This is a genomic window from Flavobacterium sp. AJR (genome assembly GCF_002156885.1).
Classification (GTDB): domain Bacteria; phylum Bacteroidota; class Bacteroidia; order Flavobacteriales; family Flavobacteriaceae; genus Flavobacterium.
In genome coordinates, this window is record NZ_NCWQ01000010.1 from 35,681 (window position 1) to 49,610 (window position 13,930).

Sequence of the window (13,930 nt, forward strand, 5' to 3'; positions counted from 1 at the left end):
CGCAGTTTTAAAAAACTACAGATTGTACTGAACACTTTTTTTAATTATACCTTTACAATTATCAAAAACTGTAAACTGTCACTGGTACTAAAAACTGAGACTGAATACTGCAACTGAATACTAAAAACTACGCTTTAAGCAGTTTAAACCAGAACGAACTTCCTAATCCCAACTCGCTTTCTACACCAATAGTTCCGTTTTGTGCTTCGATAAATTCTTTACTGATAGATAAACCAAGTCCGGTTCCTGATTTATGACTTCCTGGAATCTGGAAAAACTTATCAAATACTTTGGATTTATAATGGCTATCGATTCCCTTACCAGTATCGACTACTGCAAAAACAATCTGATTTCTTTCTTTTTTCAGTTTAACTGTAATACTACTTTTTTCATAAGAGTATCTAATAGCATTCGTTAAAAAATTAATCATCACCCAAGTTGTTTTTTCCGAGTCTGCTTTTATATCTGCAAGATTAGGTTCGCTTTCAACAATCAATTCAATTTGTTTTTGCTCTGCTTGTACTTTCACAGCTTCAAGAGCATAATCTATAATTTTATACGGACTACATTGTCCAATATCTAGCTTAATATTACCTGTTTCCAGTTGTGCCATATCCAGCAACTCACCCGTAATTTTCAGCAAGCGTTGGCTATCATCCTTAATACTATCTATTAATTGTTTTTGCTCTTCATTAATACTTCCTGTGTTCGGCTTTTCTAATAACTGAAGGCTTAATTTAATAGATGATATAGGTGTTTTTAATTCATGCGAAACAGTTGCAATAAAATTAGTTTTGGCAAAATCAAGCTCCTTAAACAGCGTAATATTTCGTAAAATAATTACATCACCAATATTAATCGTTTTATCCTCACCTGTTGGCGTAATAGTAATATTAACAGTCTCTTTATCAAAATAGCTTTCTTTACCATCGGCAAAAATCTTCATCGGGTGCGCTTTCGTACTTTCGAGATCATTGATGATTAAAGATTTCATCAAATCATTTTTCAATGCCAGCGTTGTAGCCAACTCCCCTATTACATCCTCCGATTTCATTCCGATAATCTTAAGTGCTTCATTATTTACAAATAAAACTTTCCCCTGATTATCAAGCCCAATAATTGGATCATGCATATTATTTATTAAAGTCTCGAGTCGTTTTTTTTCAAATGATAATTTATACAAATTACTATCATGATATTCCTCGAGTTTTTCGGCCATCGTATTAAACGATTTTGCTAGATCCCCAAATTCGTTATGATTCATAAAATGTACCCGTTCTGAATAGTTTTTATTCGCAATTTGCTTAATACTTTCGGTCAATTCCTTAATTGGATTTGCAATATTATTAGGCAAATTAATTAGTAAATTAAAAGCAATCAAAAAACAAAGTGTGCCAACAATTGCAATCGAAAAATTAGCCGTTTCGGCAGTTTGCTTGGCAATATCACTTTTCTGTTTTATGGCATTCATATTGAGTTTCATGATTGCAAAAATATCCTGACGAATCTGACTTTTAACCGCTTGATCCTCCCAGTTATTTTCTAATTTATTAAAACTCATTTGTAAATTAGTCGTTACCTTATCTTCTCCAGCTTCGGTTACATTGATAATTTGTTTTTTCAAATTGTCTTTAAAAAAAACAATTGCTTTATCTTCATTACCACTTATTTCATCAAGCGAAGTGAGCATATTTCTAGAATATTCCAATGTGTTATAATTGGCTTTCAAAATATTTTCGGTATCTCCTTTTATCAAAAAAATATAAAAGGCACTAACTAATGCAAGGATAATTATCATTAAAAATAACAATCCCACGCCCAAGTTTAATTTCGTTTTAATTTTCATTTCCTATGATTTACAAAACATTTTATTTTTTATCCAAGTATCTAACTTTTCTAAACAGCTTAATAAGTACTTGCATAACTTAAGTGATTAATCTTTTTCAAACATCTCTTATCTTGTCTCTTCGAGTCTTACATCTCAAATCTTGCTTCTTGCTTCTCAATTATCTAACAACTCTCAATATCTAAGACAAAATAACAAGATCAACATTCGATAAAGAAAGACGAGTCAATAAACGTCTAAAAATCGATGTCGACAAAATTACCTTAAAAAAATTAAAATGAGGTTTCCCAATACAAACCGTTGTAATTTCTTTTTGTTCTACAACCTTAAGCATCGTATCAGTAATATTGGTACTTTCTATTTTAATTACTTCGGCACCGAGTTGAGTCGCCAATTTAAAATTATTAATTAAGTGACGTTGTTTATCCAGCGCTATTTTATCACTGCTTTCTCTTGGTAACTGAACATACAAAACATACCAATCGCTATTATAATAACTAGCCAATCGAGCCGTTTTTCTGATAATATTCTTTGCCGTTCGTTCATTACTACTTATACATGCCAATAATTTTTCGTGTCGCAGCGCCTGAGTTTTAGGAACTTCATTTTCTACTTTTCGCAACACCTGACTCGCTACTTCTTTAAGAGCCAATTCTCGCAATTGTAGAATCTGATCAGACTTAAAAAAATTATTCAGCGCAGTCTGGATTTTATCTTCCGTATAAATTTTCCCTTCCTTTAATCGGTCAATTAAATCTTCTGAAGTCAAATCGATGTTTACAACCTCATCTGCTAATCGCAGTACATTATCAGGAATCCGTTCTTTAACATCAACATTGGTAATCCGTTTTACATCTTCGTTTAAGCTCTCGATATGTTGAATATTAACTGCCGAAATCACGTTTATTCCAGATTCTAAAATCTCCAGAACATCTTGCCAGCGCTTTTCATTCTTGCTACCTTCTATGTTTGTGTGCGCCAACTCATCTACAATAACCACTTCTGGTCGCAAATTAATTATGGCTTGCACATCCATTTCCTCCAGTTGCTTTCCTTTGTAAAAAATAGAACGACGCGGAATCACAGGCAAACCATCCAGCAATTCATGCGTTTCCTTACGGTTATGCGTTTCTATGTATCCGATTTTTACATCTATTCCATTCTTTAATAATGTATGTGCTTCCTGTAGCATACGAAAAGTTTTGCCTACACCAGCACTCATGCCAATGTAGACCTTAAACTTTCCTTTACGGGATTTCTGAATTAAATCGAGAAAGTGCTTAACATTATTTTCCTTTTCGTTATCCATATATTTTTTATCTGTAAAAAAAGATGAAAGAAGTTAGAAGCAAGAAGTCAAAATAATTATAAAATGAATCTTGCCTCTTGCTTCTAATTTCTAATAAACTTAAAGAGTAATTGCCAAAGAAGTCGTTATAAATACGTTACTATCTGTTGGATCATTATTTTTTAAAAAGATATCATCTTTACTATTCAAAGTTCGTGCTTCTAATCTAAATATTACATTTTCTGCGGCTAAATAATCAAAGTTTGCAGAGAAACCATACGTTTTAAAACCGTTTGGAGTATCAGTTGCAATGATTACCCCTTTTTTATCCTGATAATACTCTCCCCTTGCTGCAACCATAATTTTATTTGTTGGTTTATATTGAGCCACTACAATTGGCGAATACCAAACATCATAATCAGAACTTCCGTTAGTAGCTTGTTGCAATCCAATATCAAAACCTGCAATCAGGTTTACTTTTTCAGACACTTTAAACTGTCCGTAAAAATCATTAAAGTATCTCCATTTTCTATCCACATCCGGTTGTTCATTCCCAACATATGTACTCCAGTTTAATGTAACTGCCGAAGTTGGTTTATAAGTAACCTGTGTTCCAAAAGCCGGAGTCTGATTTCCCTCAACCTTCTGGATACGTTGCCAGCCATTTAAATACATTACTGCCAAATACCATTTTTCACTTTTAGATGTATATCCTAACTTAACACCCGCCTCATAATATGGAGAGTTCTCCGCAAGAATACTTCTGGTTAAAGTCATACAATCTTTCCCGATTGCACTTTCAAAACCAATGTGCGAAGGCATAACTCCCGCATCAACCCAAAGATTGTGCTCTTTTGAGATTTTTACTCCCACATTAGCTTCATAAACATTTTTTAATAAGCCTTGTTCAGCAGCCATATTATATTCGGCATAAGTTCCAGCCATAATTGCAAAATTCCCTCGAACATTGTCTTTAGCATAATTCACTTTTGCTAAACCTAAATTCAAGTTTACCTCATTGTGTTTGTTATAATTATAAAGAAAACTTGGGCGAGTATGATTATCAGGATTTCCAAAATCATAACTGTAATAAGTATCTATATAACCCGAAAACGTAAACGGACTTTTAGATTCTTCCTGAGCATTCATTGTTGTATATCCGAAAGCTATTAAAGCTGTAAGTATTATTTTTTTCATTTTATTTTATCATTGCGAGAAACGAAATAATCTCGTTCTCTTAATTATTCTATTTGTTATTAGTTTTTTTTAGGAGCTCCCGAAGCTTCGGGACCAGCTGTCCGCTATATCTTTTTCTGTCCGCCGCGGCGGACAGAAAAAGGATACCGCTTCTATCTGGGCTAAAACACTTGGGGCAACAAGGGCTTTAGTCATCCTAACAGTCCCGACGCTTCGGGATAAAACCTGTTAGGTAATAAAGGGCAAACTCAGATAAAACAACTACAAGTCTATCTATATTTTGTCCATAAATTTTCATACATACAAGGCACTAGCAACCTTGCCAACAGGTTTTTATCCCGAAATTTCGGGACTGTTGGGTTTAGTATTAATCATCATATTTACAAGTATTTTTGTTATCCTAACAGGTTTCCAAAACCTGTTAGATATCTAAGTACTGATTACTGAATATCATACCTACAAGGTTTTAGAAACCTTGCAGGATAAAAACCTAAGAACCTTTTTTAGAAAGTTCGTCAAGAGCAATGTTCAGTTCCAGAACATTTACCATTGCAGTTCCCATAACCTTAGGAGTATTGATTTTAGATTCAACCAAAGCCTTAACTTTATCCTCAGCTAATTTTCTTTCTTTAGCAACCCGTTTTACCTGTACCAAAGCTCCTTGAGGGGAAATATTTGGGTCTAAACCACTTCCTGAAGCAGTAACCATATCGGCAGGAATTTCAGATTTTCTTAAATAAGGATGAACGATTAAAAAAGTATCAATTCTTTTTTGAACCACCGCTAAATAATCAGCGTTACTTGGTCCTTTATTGCTTCCTCCACTACCAGCAGCATTATAATCTACAGCCGAAGGGCGTCCCCAGAAATAATTAGATTTATCAAATTTCTGACCTATTTTTTGATACCCTACCACTTTACCATTAACCGAAATAGTTTCTCCCTTACCTTGGTTAGGTGCAAGCTGAGCAATACCATAAATTGCCAGAGGATAAATAACTGCAAACAGAACCACCGTAAGTAGGGTAAATTTTATTATTGAAAATATATTTTTCATTGTTTTTATTTTTTGAGTTTCTAAGAGACTAAGCTTCTAAGACGCTAAGAAAAAACCTTAGAACCTTAGTAACTTAGTATCTCAGAACCTTTTTTTAGATTACATAAATAAAGCTACTGCCAAATCAATTAATTTAATTCCGATAAAAGGAATAATCAATCCTCCTAAACCATAAATCAACAAGTTTCTTTTTAGGATTGCACTCGCTCCGATTGGTTTATAATCAACACCTCTCAACGCAAGCGGAATCAATATTGGGATAATAATCGCATTAAAGATTACAGCCGATAAAATCGCACTCTCAGGACTATGCAAATGCATGATATTTAAACCTTGTAAAGCAGGAATCGCAGTGATAAAAAGTGCAGGAACAATAGCAAAATACTTCGCTACGTCATTTGCAATAGAAAATGTTGTAAGTGTACCTCTGGTCATCAACAACTGTTTTCCAATTTCAATAATCTCAATTAACTTGGTTGGGTCATTATCTAAATCGACCATGTTACCCGCTTCCTTAGCAGCTTGAGTTCCGCTATTCATTGCAACACCAACATCTGCTTGTGCAAGAGCCGGTGCATCATTCGTACCGTCACCCATCATTGCGACAAGTTTACCCATTTGTTGCTCATTTTTAATGTAGTTCATTTTATCCTCAGGTTTCGCTTCGGCAATAAAATCGTCAACACCAGCAGCTTCAGCAATAAACTTAGCCGTAAGAGGATTATCTCCAGTAACCATTACCGTTTTTACACCCATTTTTCTCAAACGGTCAAAACGTTCTTTCATTCCAGTTTTAATGATATCCTGCAACTCTATAACCCCTTGTACTTGGTTATTTTTAACCACTACCAATGGCGTTCCACCTTTAGACGAAATATCAATTACTTTTTGAGCAATATCTTCAGGGAAATTATTTCCAGCCTGAAGTGCAATATTTTTTGCAGCATCCTGAGCCCCTTTTCTAATGTTAGTTCCGTCTTTTAAGACAACACCACTAGTTCTGGTTTCAGCAGTAAATTTGATTAAAGTAGCACCTTCAATAGATAAGTTTTGAGCTACAGTTGGACCAGCCAACTCTACAATACTTTTTCCTTCAGGAGTATCATCTGCAAGAGAACTTAATACTGCAGATTCTATAAAATCTTTTTCTGTAACACCTTTAGCAGGATAAAAATTAGTTGCTTTTCTGTTACCAATAGTAATAGTTCCTGTTTTATCAAGAAGTAATACATCAATATCACCAGCAGTTTCTACCGCTTTTCCAGATTTTGTAATTACGTTAGCACGCAATGCTCTATCCATTCCCGCAATTCCGATTGCTGAAAGTAAACCTCCAATTGTTGTTGGAATTAAACATACAAAAAGAGAGATAAAAGCAGCAATTGTTATTGGCGCATTAGCATAATCTGCAAATGGTTTTAAGGTAACACAAACAATCACGAAGATTAGAGTAAATGCTGCCAACAAAATAGTCAATGCAATTTCGTTTGGCGTTTTCTGACGGCTTGCTCCTTCAACCAAAGCAATCATTTTATCAAGAAAACTTTCGCCAGGCTCAGATGTTACGATTACTTTAATTTTATCCGACAATACTTTTGTACCTCCAGTTACCGATGATTTATCACCACCAGCTTCACGAATTACAGGAGCACTTTCTCCAGTAATCGCACTTTCATCAATAGTTGCCAAACCTTCGATGATTTCACCATCAGTTGCTATTAAATCTCCAGCTTCACAAACGAAAACATCTCCTTTTTTTAATTCCGAAGAACTAATATTTTTGATTTCTCCATTAGCAAGGATTTGTCTTGCTGGTGTTTCTTCCCGTGTTTTTCTTAAACTATCGGCTTGGGCTTTACCTCTTGCTTCGGCAATTGCTTCGGCAAAATTGGCAAACAAAAGAGTTGCTAGTAAAATTAAAAACACAATTAAATTATATGCAAAACTACCTTGATCGTTTGCTCCCATCAAAATGGAAATACAAACAGCAAACATAATGGCAGTCCCTATTTCTACGGTAAACATTACCGGATTTTTAATCATCAATTTTGGATTAAGCTTCACAAAAGATTGCACTAAGGCATCTTTTACCTGCTTACTTTCAAACAATGAATTGGATTTATTGTTAGTCATTTTCTTTTATATTATTTTAATGTAAAATATTCTGCCAATGGACCTAAAGCCAACGCTGGGAAGAATGATAAGGCGGCGATAATTGCAATTACTGCAAAAACCATTACTCCAAAAATAGAAGTGTCTGTTTTTAAAGTTCCTGCACTTTCTGGGATATATTTTTTATTAGCCAATAATCCTGCAATAGCCAATGGCCCGATTATAGGAATGAAACGACTCAATAGCAATACAATTCCTGTAGTAATATTCCAGAACGGATTATTATCTCCTAAACCTTCAAACCCAGAACCATTATTGGCTGCACTAGAAGTATATTCATATAACATTTCTGAAAATCCATGATTTCCCGGGTTGTTTAACCAACCTGTTGCATTCCCATTAAACCACCATCCCATTGCTGTATCATGTGCAGCAAAATACGAAGCCAAAGCTGTTCCTGATAATATTAATAAAGGATGAAGAATAGCAACAAAAGCAGCAATCTTAACTTCCCGAGCTTCAATTTTCTTTCCTAAAAATTCAGGTGTTCGACCAACCATTAAACCAGAAATAAATACTGCCAGAATAATGAAAACATAAAAGTTAAGAATACCAACACCACAACCACCATAAAATGCATTAACCATCATGGCAAGCAATTCCATAGCACCAGATACTGGCATCGAGCTATCATGCATACTATTAACAGAACCTGTAGAAATTACCGTTGTTGCAATACTCCAGAAACCTGAAATAGCTGGACCTAAACGAACCTCCTTGCCTTCCATTGCTCCTGTTGCCTGGGTAATTCCCATTCTTTCGATAGCTGGATTTCCGTTAATCTCACTAATAACCGTTGGGATAACCAGTAATAAGAATCCAACCGTCATAACGCCAAAAATAACGTATGATAATTTTCTTTTCTTTAGATAAAAACCTAGGGCAAAAATCATCCCAAACGGAATAATTAATTGAGCCCATAATTCGACAGCATTAGAAAAATAAGTAGGGTTTTCTAATGGATGTGCTGAGTTAGCTCCAAAAAAACCTCCACCATTTGTACCTATATGTTTTATGGCAATAAATGCTGCAGCAGGTCCGCGAGAAACCTCAACATTATCACCTTGTAAAGTAGTGATAGCATCTTTACCTTCAAAAGTCATTGGTGAACCGCTAAATACCAAAGCAGTAGCTACAATAGCAGCTAATGGTAATAAAACGCGAGTACAACTTTTGATAAAATAGTTATAAAAGTTACCTAATTTATCTGTAGATCTTTCTTTCATTGCAGTAAAAACCATTGCTGCAGCAGCCATTCCGACACCAGCCGAAACAAATTGCAAGAACATCAGGAACATTTGTGATAAATAAGATACACCGCTTTCGCCCGAATAATGCTGTAAATTACAGTTTACTATAAATGAAATGGCAGTATTAAATGCCAAATCTGGGCTCATCGATGGATTATTATCGGGGTTTAAGAATAGCGACCCTTGAAACAATAAAATAAAGAAGCAAAGAAAGAACCAAACCATGTTTATACTTAAAAGTGCTTTTAAGTGTTGCTTCCAGTTCATTTCTTCGGTGGAATTGATTCCACTGATTTTAAAAATAAGTTTTTCAATTGGATTGAAAATCGGGTCAAGTAATGTTTTATCACCCAAATAAACTTTAGCAATATATTTTCCCAAAGGAATGGCTAAAACTATCGTAATGATAAAAATACTGATGACGCCAAATAATTCTGTGTTCATAATTTTTTAAATTTTAGTAAAATGTCAGATGTGATTTGTAAAAGGAGACCGACGTATAACATCTAACATCTCACTTATAACTTTTAACATCATTAAAATTTTTCGGGTTTGATTAATACGTAAACCAAATAGCCGAAAACGGCAAGGGCAATAATAAATAGTGCAGTCATGATTTAAATTTTTTCAAAAAATTCGACAGATTTAAAACAAATCGCAAAGAGCAAAACTGCCAGTGCGAGTAAAAGAATAGTGATTAACATAGGTTTTGATTTATTTAGATTATTGGATTATTATTTTTTAGACTCCGAGATTAGAAGAAACTAGACTAGGAGAAGCAAGAGGCAAGATTTAAAGATGAGGAGAAACAAGAGGCAAGACTTAAAGATTATAGATTAAACATTTATAGATAATAGATTTCAAAAAACAACTTTAGTCTTTCTTCTACCTCCTAACATCTTGTTTCTATTCTCTTAACCCTATTCTCTTGGCTCTATCAGTCTTTCCTAGACACCCGACGCATTAATTTGTTTTATATATTCAGCCTTCAACGATTTTGGAAATAAATCCGAAATCGTACAATGCCGTAATTCCATGAAAGAAGAAACCGAGAAAACGTATACGTTCGAAATGGCACTTTTAGTTTCGTAACTCCCTGTAGTATATAATCGCTCGGCAAGCGCCAGACATTTTTTTGCTCTGACAATATTCCCGCTAATGATTGCTGTCTTAGTGATTTCGGCAAACCGTTCAGCTTGCTTATAAATCGTGGTGACTTGATTTTTCATAAGAATGATTTTTTTTGTTCTTCCTCCCTTATGCCAAAATACATTCCAAAAAAAAACTTTTAACCCAATACACTATAAACTAACACCTTATCAAATTTACTTAAAATTCAGGCATAAAAAAAGCCTATCAAAATGATAGGCTTTTATTGAAATGATAAGGATTTTAATTTTTTAGTTTTGAGTCCCATTGGGACAATATATTTATAGAAAAATTAAAAATTAGTAGACAAACGTTTCGTAATCAAAATATGTATCCCTCCGATGAAGTTTTTAAATTGGAATTTATCCCGATAACTATCAGCATTGGAATTTTAAATTATTATTGAATATTATATTCGTCTAATTTTCGATAAAGAGTTGCAATCCCTATTTCGAGTAATCGTGCCGTTTCGGCTTTATTACCTTTAGTATAATTAAATACCTTCTGAATATGCAATTTTTCAACACTTTGCATAGAGAATGCCGACACGCTTTTATTCGTTTTAACTACTTGGTGTTGCATTTCATAAGGCAAAACATCTTGAGTTAAAACATCGCCATTTACCAGAATAACCGAACGCTCAATAACATTCTTTAATTCTCTAACGTTTCCTGGCCATTGGTACGATTCCATTTTTTGCATAAACCCTTCATCAATAGATAAAGCTTTCTTATTTATTTTTTCAGAAAATTGCTTTACGTAATAATGTGCCAACGGCAAAATATCCTTAACCCTTTCTCGCAAAGGCGGAATTTTAATTTCAAAAATATTCAACCTGAAATATAAATCCGAACGAAAACGGTGTTCTTCACTTTCTACCTTTAAATCTCGATTGGTAGCTGCAATTAATCTAAAATTCGATTTTCTTGGCTTCGTATCTCCAAGCTGAATGTATTCGCTTGTTTCCAGAACACGTAATAATTTAGCTTGCAGTTCTAATGGCATCTCTCCTATCTCATCCAGAAATAAAGTACCACCATTAGCCTCCTCAATATATCCTTTTTTATCTTTTATCGCTCCCGTAAAAGCACCTTGTTTGTGTCCAAACAATTCGCTTTCCAGAATTTCTTTACTAAAAGTACTGCAGTTTAAAGCCACAAACGACTTACCAACTCTATTACTGTTTTCGTGAATTGCCTGAGCAAAAACCTCTTTACCAGTTCCGGTTTCTCCCATCAAAAGCACAGTCGAATCTGTTTTAGAAACCCTTTGAGCCAAATCGATAACCTGCTCAAGCCCTTTAGATTTTCCTATAATATTATCAAATGAGTATTTATCAGAGATTCGCTTTTCAAGTTGTTTAACTTTCTTTTGCAATTGTACTTTCTCCAAAGCTTTGTATAAAAGCGGAATAATTTTATCATTATCATCACCTTTTACGATATAATCAAAAGCGCCATTTTTCATGGCTTGAACACCATCAGAAATTTTACCGAAAGCCGTCAATAAGATAACTTCTGTAAACGGGAAAGCCGCTTTTATTTTCTGAAGAAAATCAACACCATTTCCATCAGGAAGTTTTACATCACACAACACAGCATCAATATCATTGTGTTCTAACTTTTTGAAGCCCGATTTTAAATCTGCTGCTTCAAAAACTTCGAAACCTTCCGAGCGTATAATTCTGGCGAGAAGATGGCGTAATTTTTCTTCGTCGTCAATAATAAGAATATTTTTCAAAATGGGGATTTGTGAATTAGTTTTTCAAAATTAGTTATTTTACCCATTTGTCAATTAAATACTTCCAAATACTTTTTTAGCATAAAATAATCTACCCTTTTATTTAGGAGCTAATCCCGCTGTACACTATATCTTTTATAGCATCCCGATAGCTATCGGGATGCCATAAAAGGATGCCGTTCCCATCAGGGCTAGAAACAAAACAGATTGCTCAGTCCCGAAAATATCAACACAACGATAGCACAGAAATACTTTCAGTTACTTCGAGTTTTAAATTGACTCCTGCTAATGCTGGAGACAATTCAAAACTTAATACATATACTCTCCTCAATTAATTTTACTTCTCATTTTTTATATTCCCTACCAAAATTCATTTTAAAAAAATTCATTTTATTACTTTTACAGATTCAAAATATAAATCAATCCCGATTCTATCGGTACTAAATCATAGATTACAATGTCTGTAGCAAAAAAAGATTACAAAAGAATTACTACCAAATCATTAATTGAGATGAAAGCCAATGGGCAAAAAATCTCAATGCTTACGGCTTACGATTATACAATGGCCAAAATTGTTGATACTGCCGGAATCGATGTAATCCTTGTAGGAGACTCAGCTTCGAATGTAATGGCTGGTCACGAAACTACCTTACCAATTACTTTAGACCAAATGATTTATCATGCGTCGTCTGTAGTAAGAGCTATCGAAAGAGCTTTGGTTGTTGTTGATTTACCTTTCGGAAGTTACCAATCAGACCCTAAAGAAGCATTGCGTTCTGCTATCAGAATCATGAAAGAAAGTGGTGGTCACGCAGTAAAATTAGAAGGTGGAAAAGAAATTAAAGAATCAATTAAAAAAATATTAAACGCAGGAATTCCAGTTATGGGACATTTGGGTTTAACACCACAATCAATATATAAATTCGGAACATATACCGTTCGTGCCAAAGAAGAAGACGAAGCCGAAAAACTAATTGAAGATGCAAAATTGCTAGAAAAAATTGGTTGTTTTGCTTTAGTTCTTGAAAAAATCCCTGCACATTTAGCTCAAAAAGTTGCCGAAAGCATCTCTATTCCTGTAATCGGAATCGGTGCTGGTGGTCAGGTAGATGGTCAGGTTCTTGTAATTCACGATATGTTAGGAATGAACAATGAGTTTAGCCCACGTTTTTTAAGACGCTACATGAATTTATACGAAGGAATGACTACTGCAATTAGCCAATATGTTGATGATGTAAAATCTGGAGATTTCCCTAACTCTGGTGAGCAATATTAATTTTTTAAGACACTAAGGTTCTAAGCAACAAAGGTTCAAAGGTTTTAAAATTGAATAGCCTCCTGCTAAAGCAGGAGGAATATTTTAAGTTAATCAGGCTTTAGCCAAACTTCTTTAAGGTTCTAAAATGCTAAGGAAATAAGGTTCTAAGGTTTCTTCTTAGCATCTTAGAAACTTAGCCACTTAGGAACTCCAAAAATAAACTATGAAAATCATTTCCAATAAAGATAATCTCCAGGTTCTACACGAAGACAACCATATTATTGTTGTAAACAAACGCGTAGGCGATATTGTACAAGGTGACAAAACAGGCGATAAACCATTATCGGACGTTGTAAAAGAATACATAAAAGACAAATACAATAAACCTGGTGACGTATTTTTAGGTGTAATACATCGATTGGACCGTCCTACAACTGGAATTGTAGTTTTTGCCAGAACAAGCAAAGCATTAACGCGTATGAACGAATTGTTCAGTAATCGCGAGACTCAAAAAACCTATTGGGCTGTTGTAAAGAATAAGCCTGTAGAAACAAGCGCCAAATTGGTTCATTTTCTAAAAAGAAACGAGAAAAATAATACTTCAAAAGCGCATTTAAAAGAAGTTCCAGATAGTAAATTGGCAAGCTTAGATTATACTGTTTTTAAAGAACTTCAGAATTACGTAGCACTCGAAATTAATTTACATACAGGAAGACACCACCAGATTAGAGCACAACTATCAGCAATTGGATCACCTATAAAAGGAGATTTAAAATATGGTTTTGACCGAAGTAATCCCGATGGAGGAATACATCTTCATGCCCGAAAATTAACCTTTATACATCCTGTAACCAAAGAACCACTTACCATTATTGCTCCTACTCCAGATGAAGTGATATGGAATGCTATATGATTTTTGGGTAAAATCACTTTTATTTAAAATTTTAAAATTAACTTGCATAGTAAAAACTAA

The 13,930-nt window shown here is 34.2% G+C and carries 11 protein-coding genes; 2 read left to right on the top strand and 9 right to left on the bottom strand.

The annotated features are described in order from the left end of the window. Positions 1-127: 127 nt before the first annotated feature. The 9 genes from B8T70_RS04115 to B8T70_RS04155 all read right to left on the bottom strand — a co-directional run bounded on the left by B8T70_RS04115 (position 128) and on the right by B8T70_RS04155 (position 11,702). Positions 128-1,846 (bottom strand): ATP-binding protein, encoded by a 1,719-nt coding sequence (locus tag B8T70_RS04115; RefSeq protein WP_086894022.1) that lies wholly within the window; start codon positions 1,844-1,846, stop codon positions 128-130. Between the two features lie 181 nt (positions 1,847-2,027). Then, positions 2,028-3,155 (bottom strand): histidine kinase, encoded by a 1,128-nt coding sequence (locus B8T70_RS04120; RefSeq protein WP_039117210.1) that lies wholly within the window; start codon positions 3,153-3,155, stop codon positions 2,028-2,030. A 99-nt stretch (positions 3,156-3,254) separates the two neighbouring features. Continuing rightward, positions 3,255-4,331: a porin gene (locus B8T70_RS04125; protein ID WP_039116164.1), complete on the bottom strand. Its 1,077-nt coding sequence runs from the start codon at positions 4,329-4,331 to the stop codon at positions 3,255-3,257. 490 nt (positions 4,332-4,821) lie between these two features. Beyond that, on the bottom strand, positions 4,822-5,388 hold the full coding sequence (locus B8T70_RS04130; RefSeq protein WP_086894023.1) for a K(+)-transporting ATPase subunit C: 567 nt from the start codon (positions 5,386-5,388) through the stop codon (positions 4,822-4,824). Between the two features lie 99 nt (positions 5,389-5,487). Continuing rightward, positions 5,488-7,521 (bottom strand): potassium-transporting ATPase subunit KdpB, encoded by a 2,034-nt coding sequence (gene kdpB, locus B8T70_RS04135; protein ID WP_039117208.1) that lies wholly within the window; start codon positions 7,519-7,521, stop codon positions 5,488-5,490. An 11-nt stretch (positions 7,522-7,532) separates the two neighbouring features. After that, positions 7,533-9,254, bottom strand: a complete 1,722-nt coding sequence (kdpA, locus tag B8T70_RS04140) for a potassium-transporting ATPase subunit KdpA (protein ID WP_039117207.1) — start codon at positions 9,252-9,254, stop codon at positions 7,533-7,535. A gap of 92 nt (positions 9,255-9,346) precedes the next feature. Further along, entirely contained in the window at positions 9,347-9,424 is a 78-nt protein-coding gene (gene kdpF / locus B8T70_RS24435; RefSeq protein WP_016362011.1) for a K(+)-transporting ATPase subunit F, read from the bottom strand. Positions 9,425-9,757: 333 nt separating this feature from the next. Beyond that, positions 9,758-10,039, bottom strand: coding sequence for a hypothetical protein (locus tag B8T70_RS04150; RefSeq protein WP_035626556.1), 282 nt, complete (start codon positions 10,037-10,039; stop codon positions 9,758-9,760). A 319-nt stretch (positions 10,040-10,358) separates the two neighbouring features. After that, the gene (locus B8T70_RS04155; protein WP_165572289.1) at positions 10,359-11,702 is read right to left on the bottom strand and encodes a sigma-54 dependent transcriptional regulator; all 1,344 of its coding nucleotides are present in this window, start codon (positions 11,700-11,702) and stop codon (positions 10,359-10,361) included. Positions 11,703-12,156: 454 nt separating this feature from the next. Here B8T70_RS04155 and panB point away from each other — a divergent pair, with 454 nt between their 5' ends. Further along, positions 12,157-12,975: a 3-methyl-2-oxobutanoate hydroxymethyltransferase gene (gene panB / locus B8T70_RS04160; RefSeq protein WP_039116170.1), complete on the top strand. Its 819-nt coding sequence runs from the start codon at positions 12,157-12,159 to the stop codon at positions 12,973-12,975. Between the two features lie 205 nt (positions 12,976-13,180). Continuing rightward, positions 13,181-13,870: an RluA family pseudouridine synthase gene (locus tag B8T70_RS04165; protein ID WP_039116171.1), complete on the top strand. Its 690-nt coding sequence runs from the start codon at positions 13,181-13,183 to the stop codon at positions 13,868-13,870. The last annotated feature ends 60 nt before the right edge of the window (positions 13,871-13,930 follow it).

Excerpts from the sequence above, each read along its gene's own strand:
- B8T70_RS04115 (WP_086894022.1), bottom strand. The coding sequence starts at position 1,846 with ATGAAAATTAAAACGAAATTAAACTTGGGCGTGGGATTGTTATTTTTA.
- B8T70_RS04120 (WP_039117210.1), bottom strand. The coding sequence starts at position 3,155 with ATGGATAACGAAAAGGAAAATAATGTTAAGCACTTTCTCGATTTAATT.
- B8T70_RS04125 (WP_039116164.1), bottom strand. The coding sequence starts at position 4,331 with ATGAAAAAAATAATACTTACAGCTTTAATAGCTTTCGGATATACAACA.
- B8T70_RS04130 (WP_086894023.1), bottom strand. The coding sequence starts at position 5,388 with ATGAAAAATATATTTTCAATAATAAAATTTACCCTACTTACGGTGGTT.
- kdpB (WP_039117208.1), bottom strand. The coding sequence starts at position 7,521 with ATGACTAACAATAAATCCAATTCATTGTTTGAAAGTAAGCAGGTAAAA.
- kdpA (WP_039117207.1), bottom strand. The coding sequence starts at position 9,254 with ATGAACACAGAATTATTTGGCGTCATCAGTATTTTTATCATTACGATA.
- kdpF (WP_016362011.1), bottom strand. The coding sequence starts at position 9,424 with ATGACTGCACTATTTATTATTGCCCTTGCCGTTTTCGGCTATTTGGTT.
- B8T70_RS04150 (WP_035626556.1), bottom strand. The coding sequence starts at position 10,039 with ATGAAAAATCAAGTCACCACGATTTATAAGCAAGCTGAACGGTTTGCC.
- panB (WP_039116170.1), top strand. The coding sequence starts at position 12,157 with ATGTCTGTAGCAAAAAAAGATTACAAAAGAATTACTACCAAATCATTA.
- B8T70_RS04165 (WP_039116171.1), top strand. The coding sequence starts at position 13,181 with ATGAAAATCATTTCCAATAAAGATAATCTCCAGGTTCTACACGAAGAC.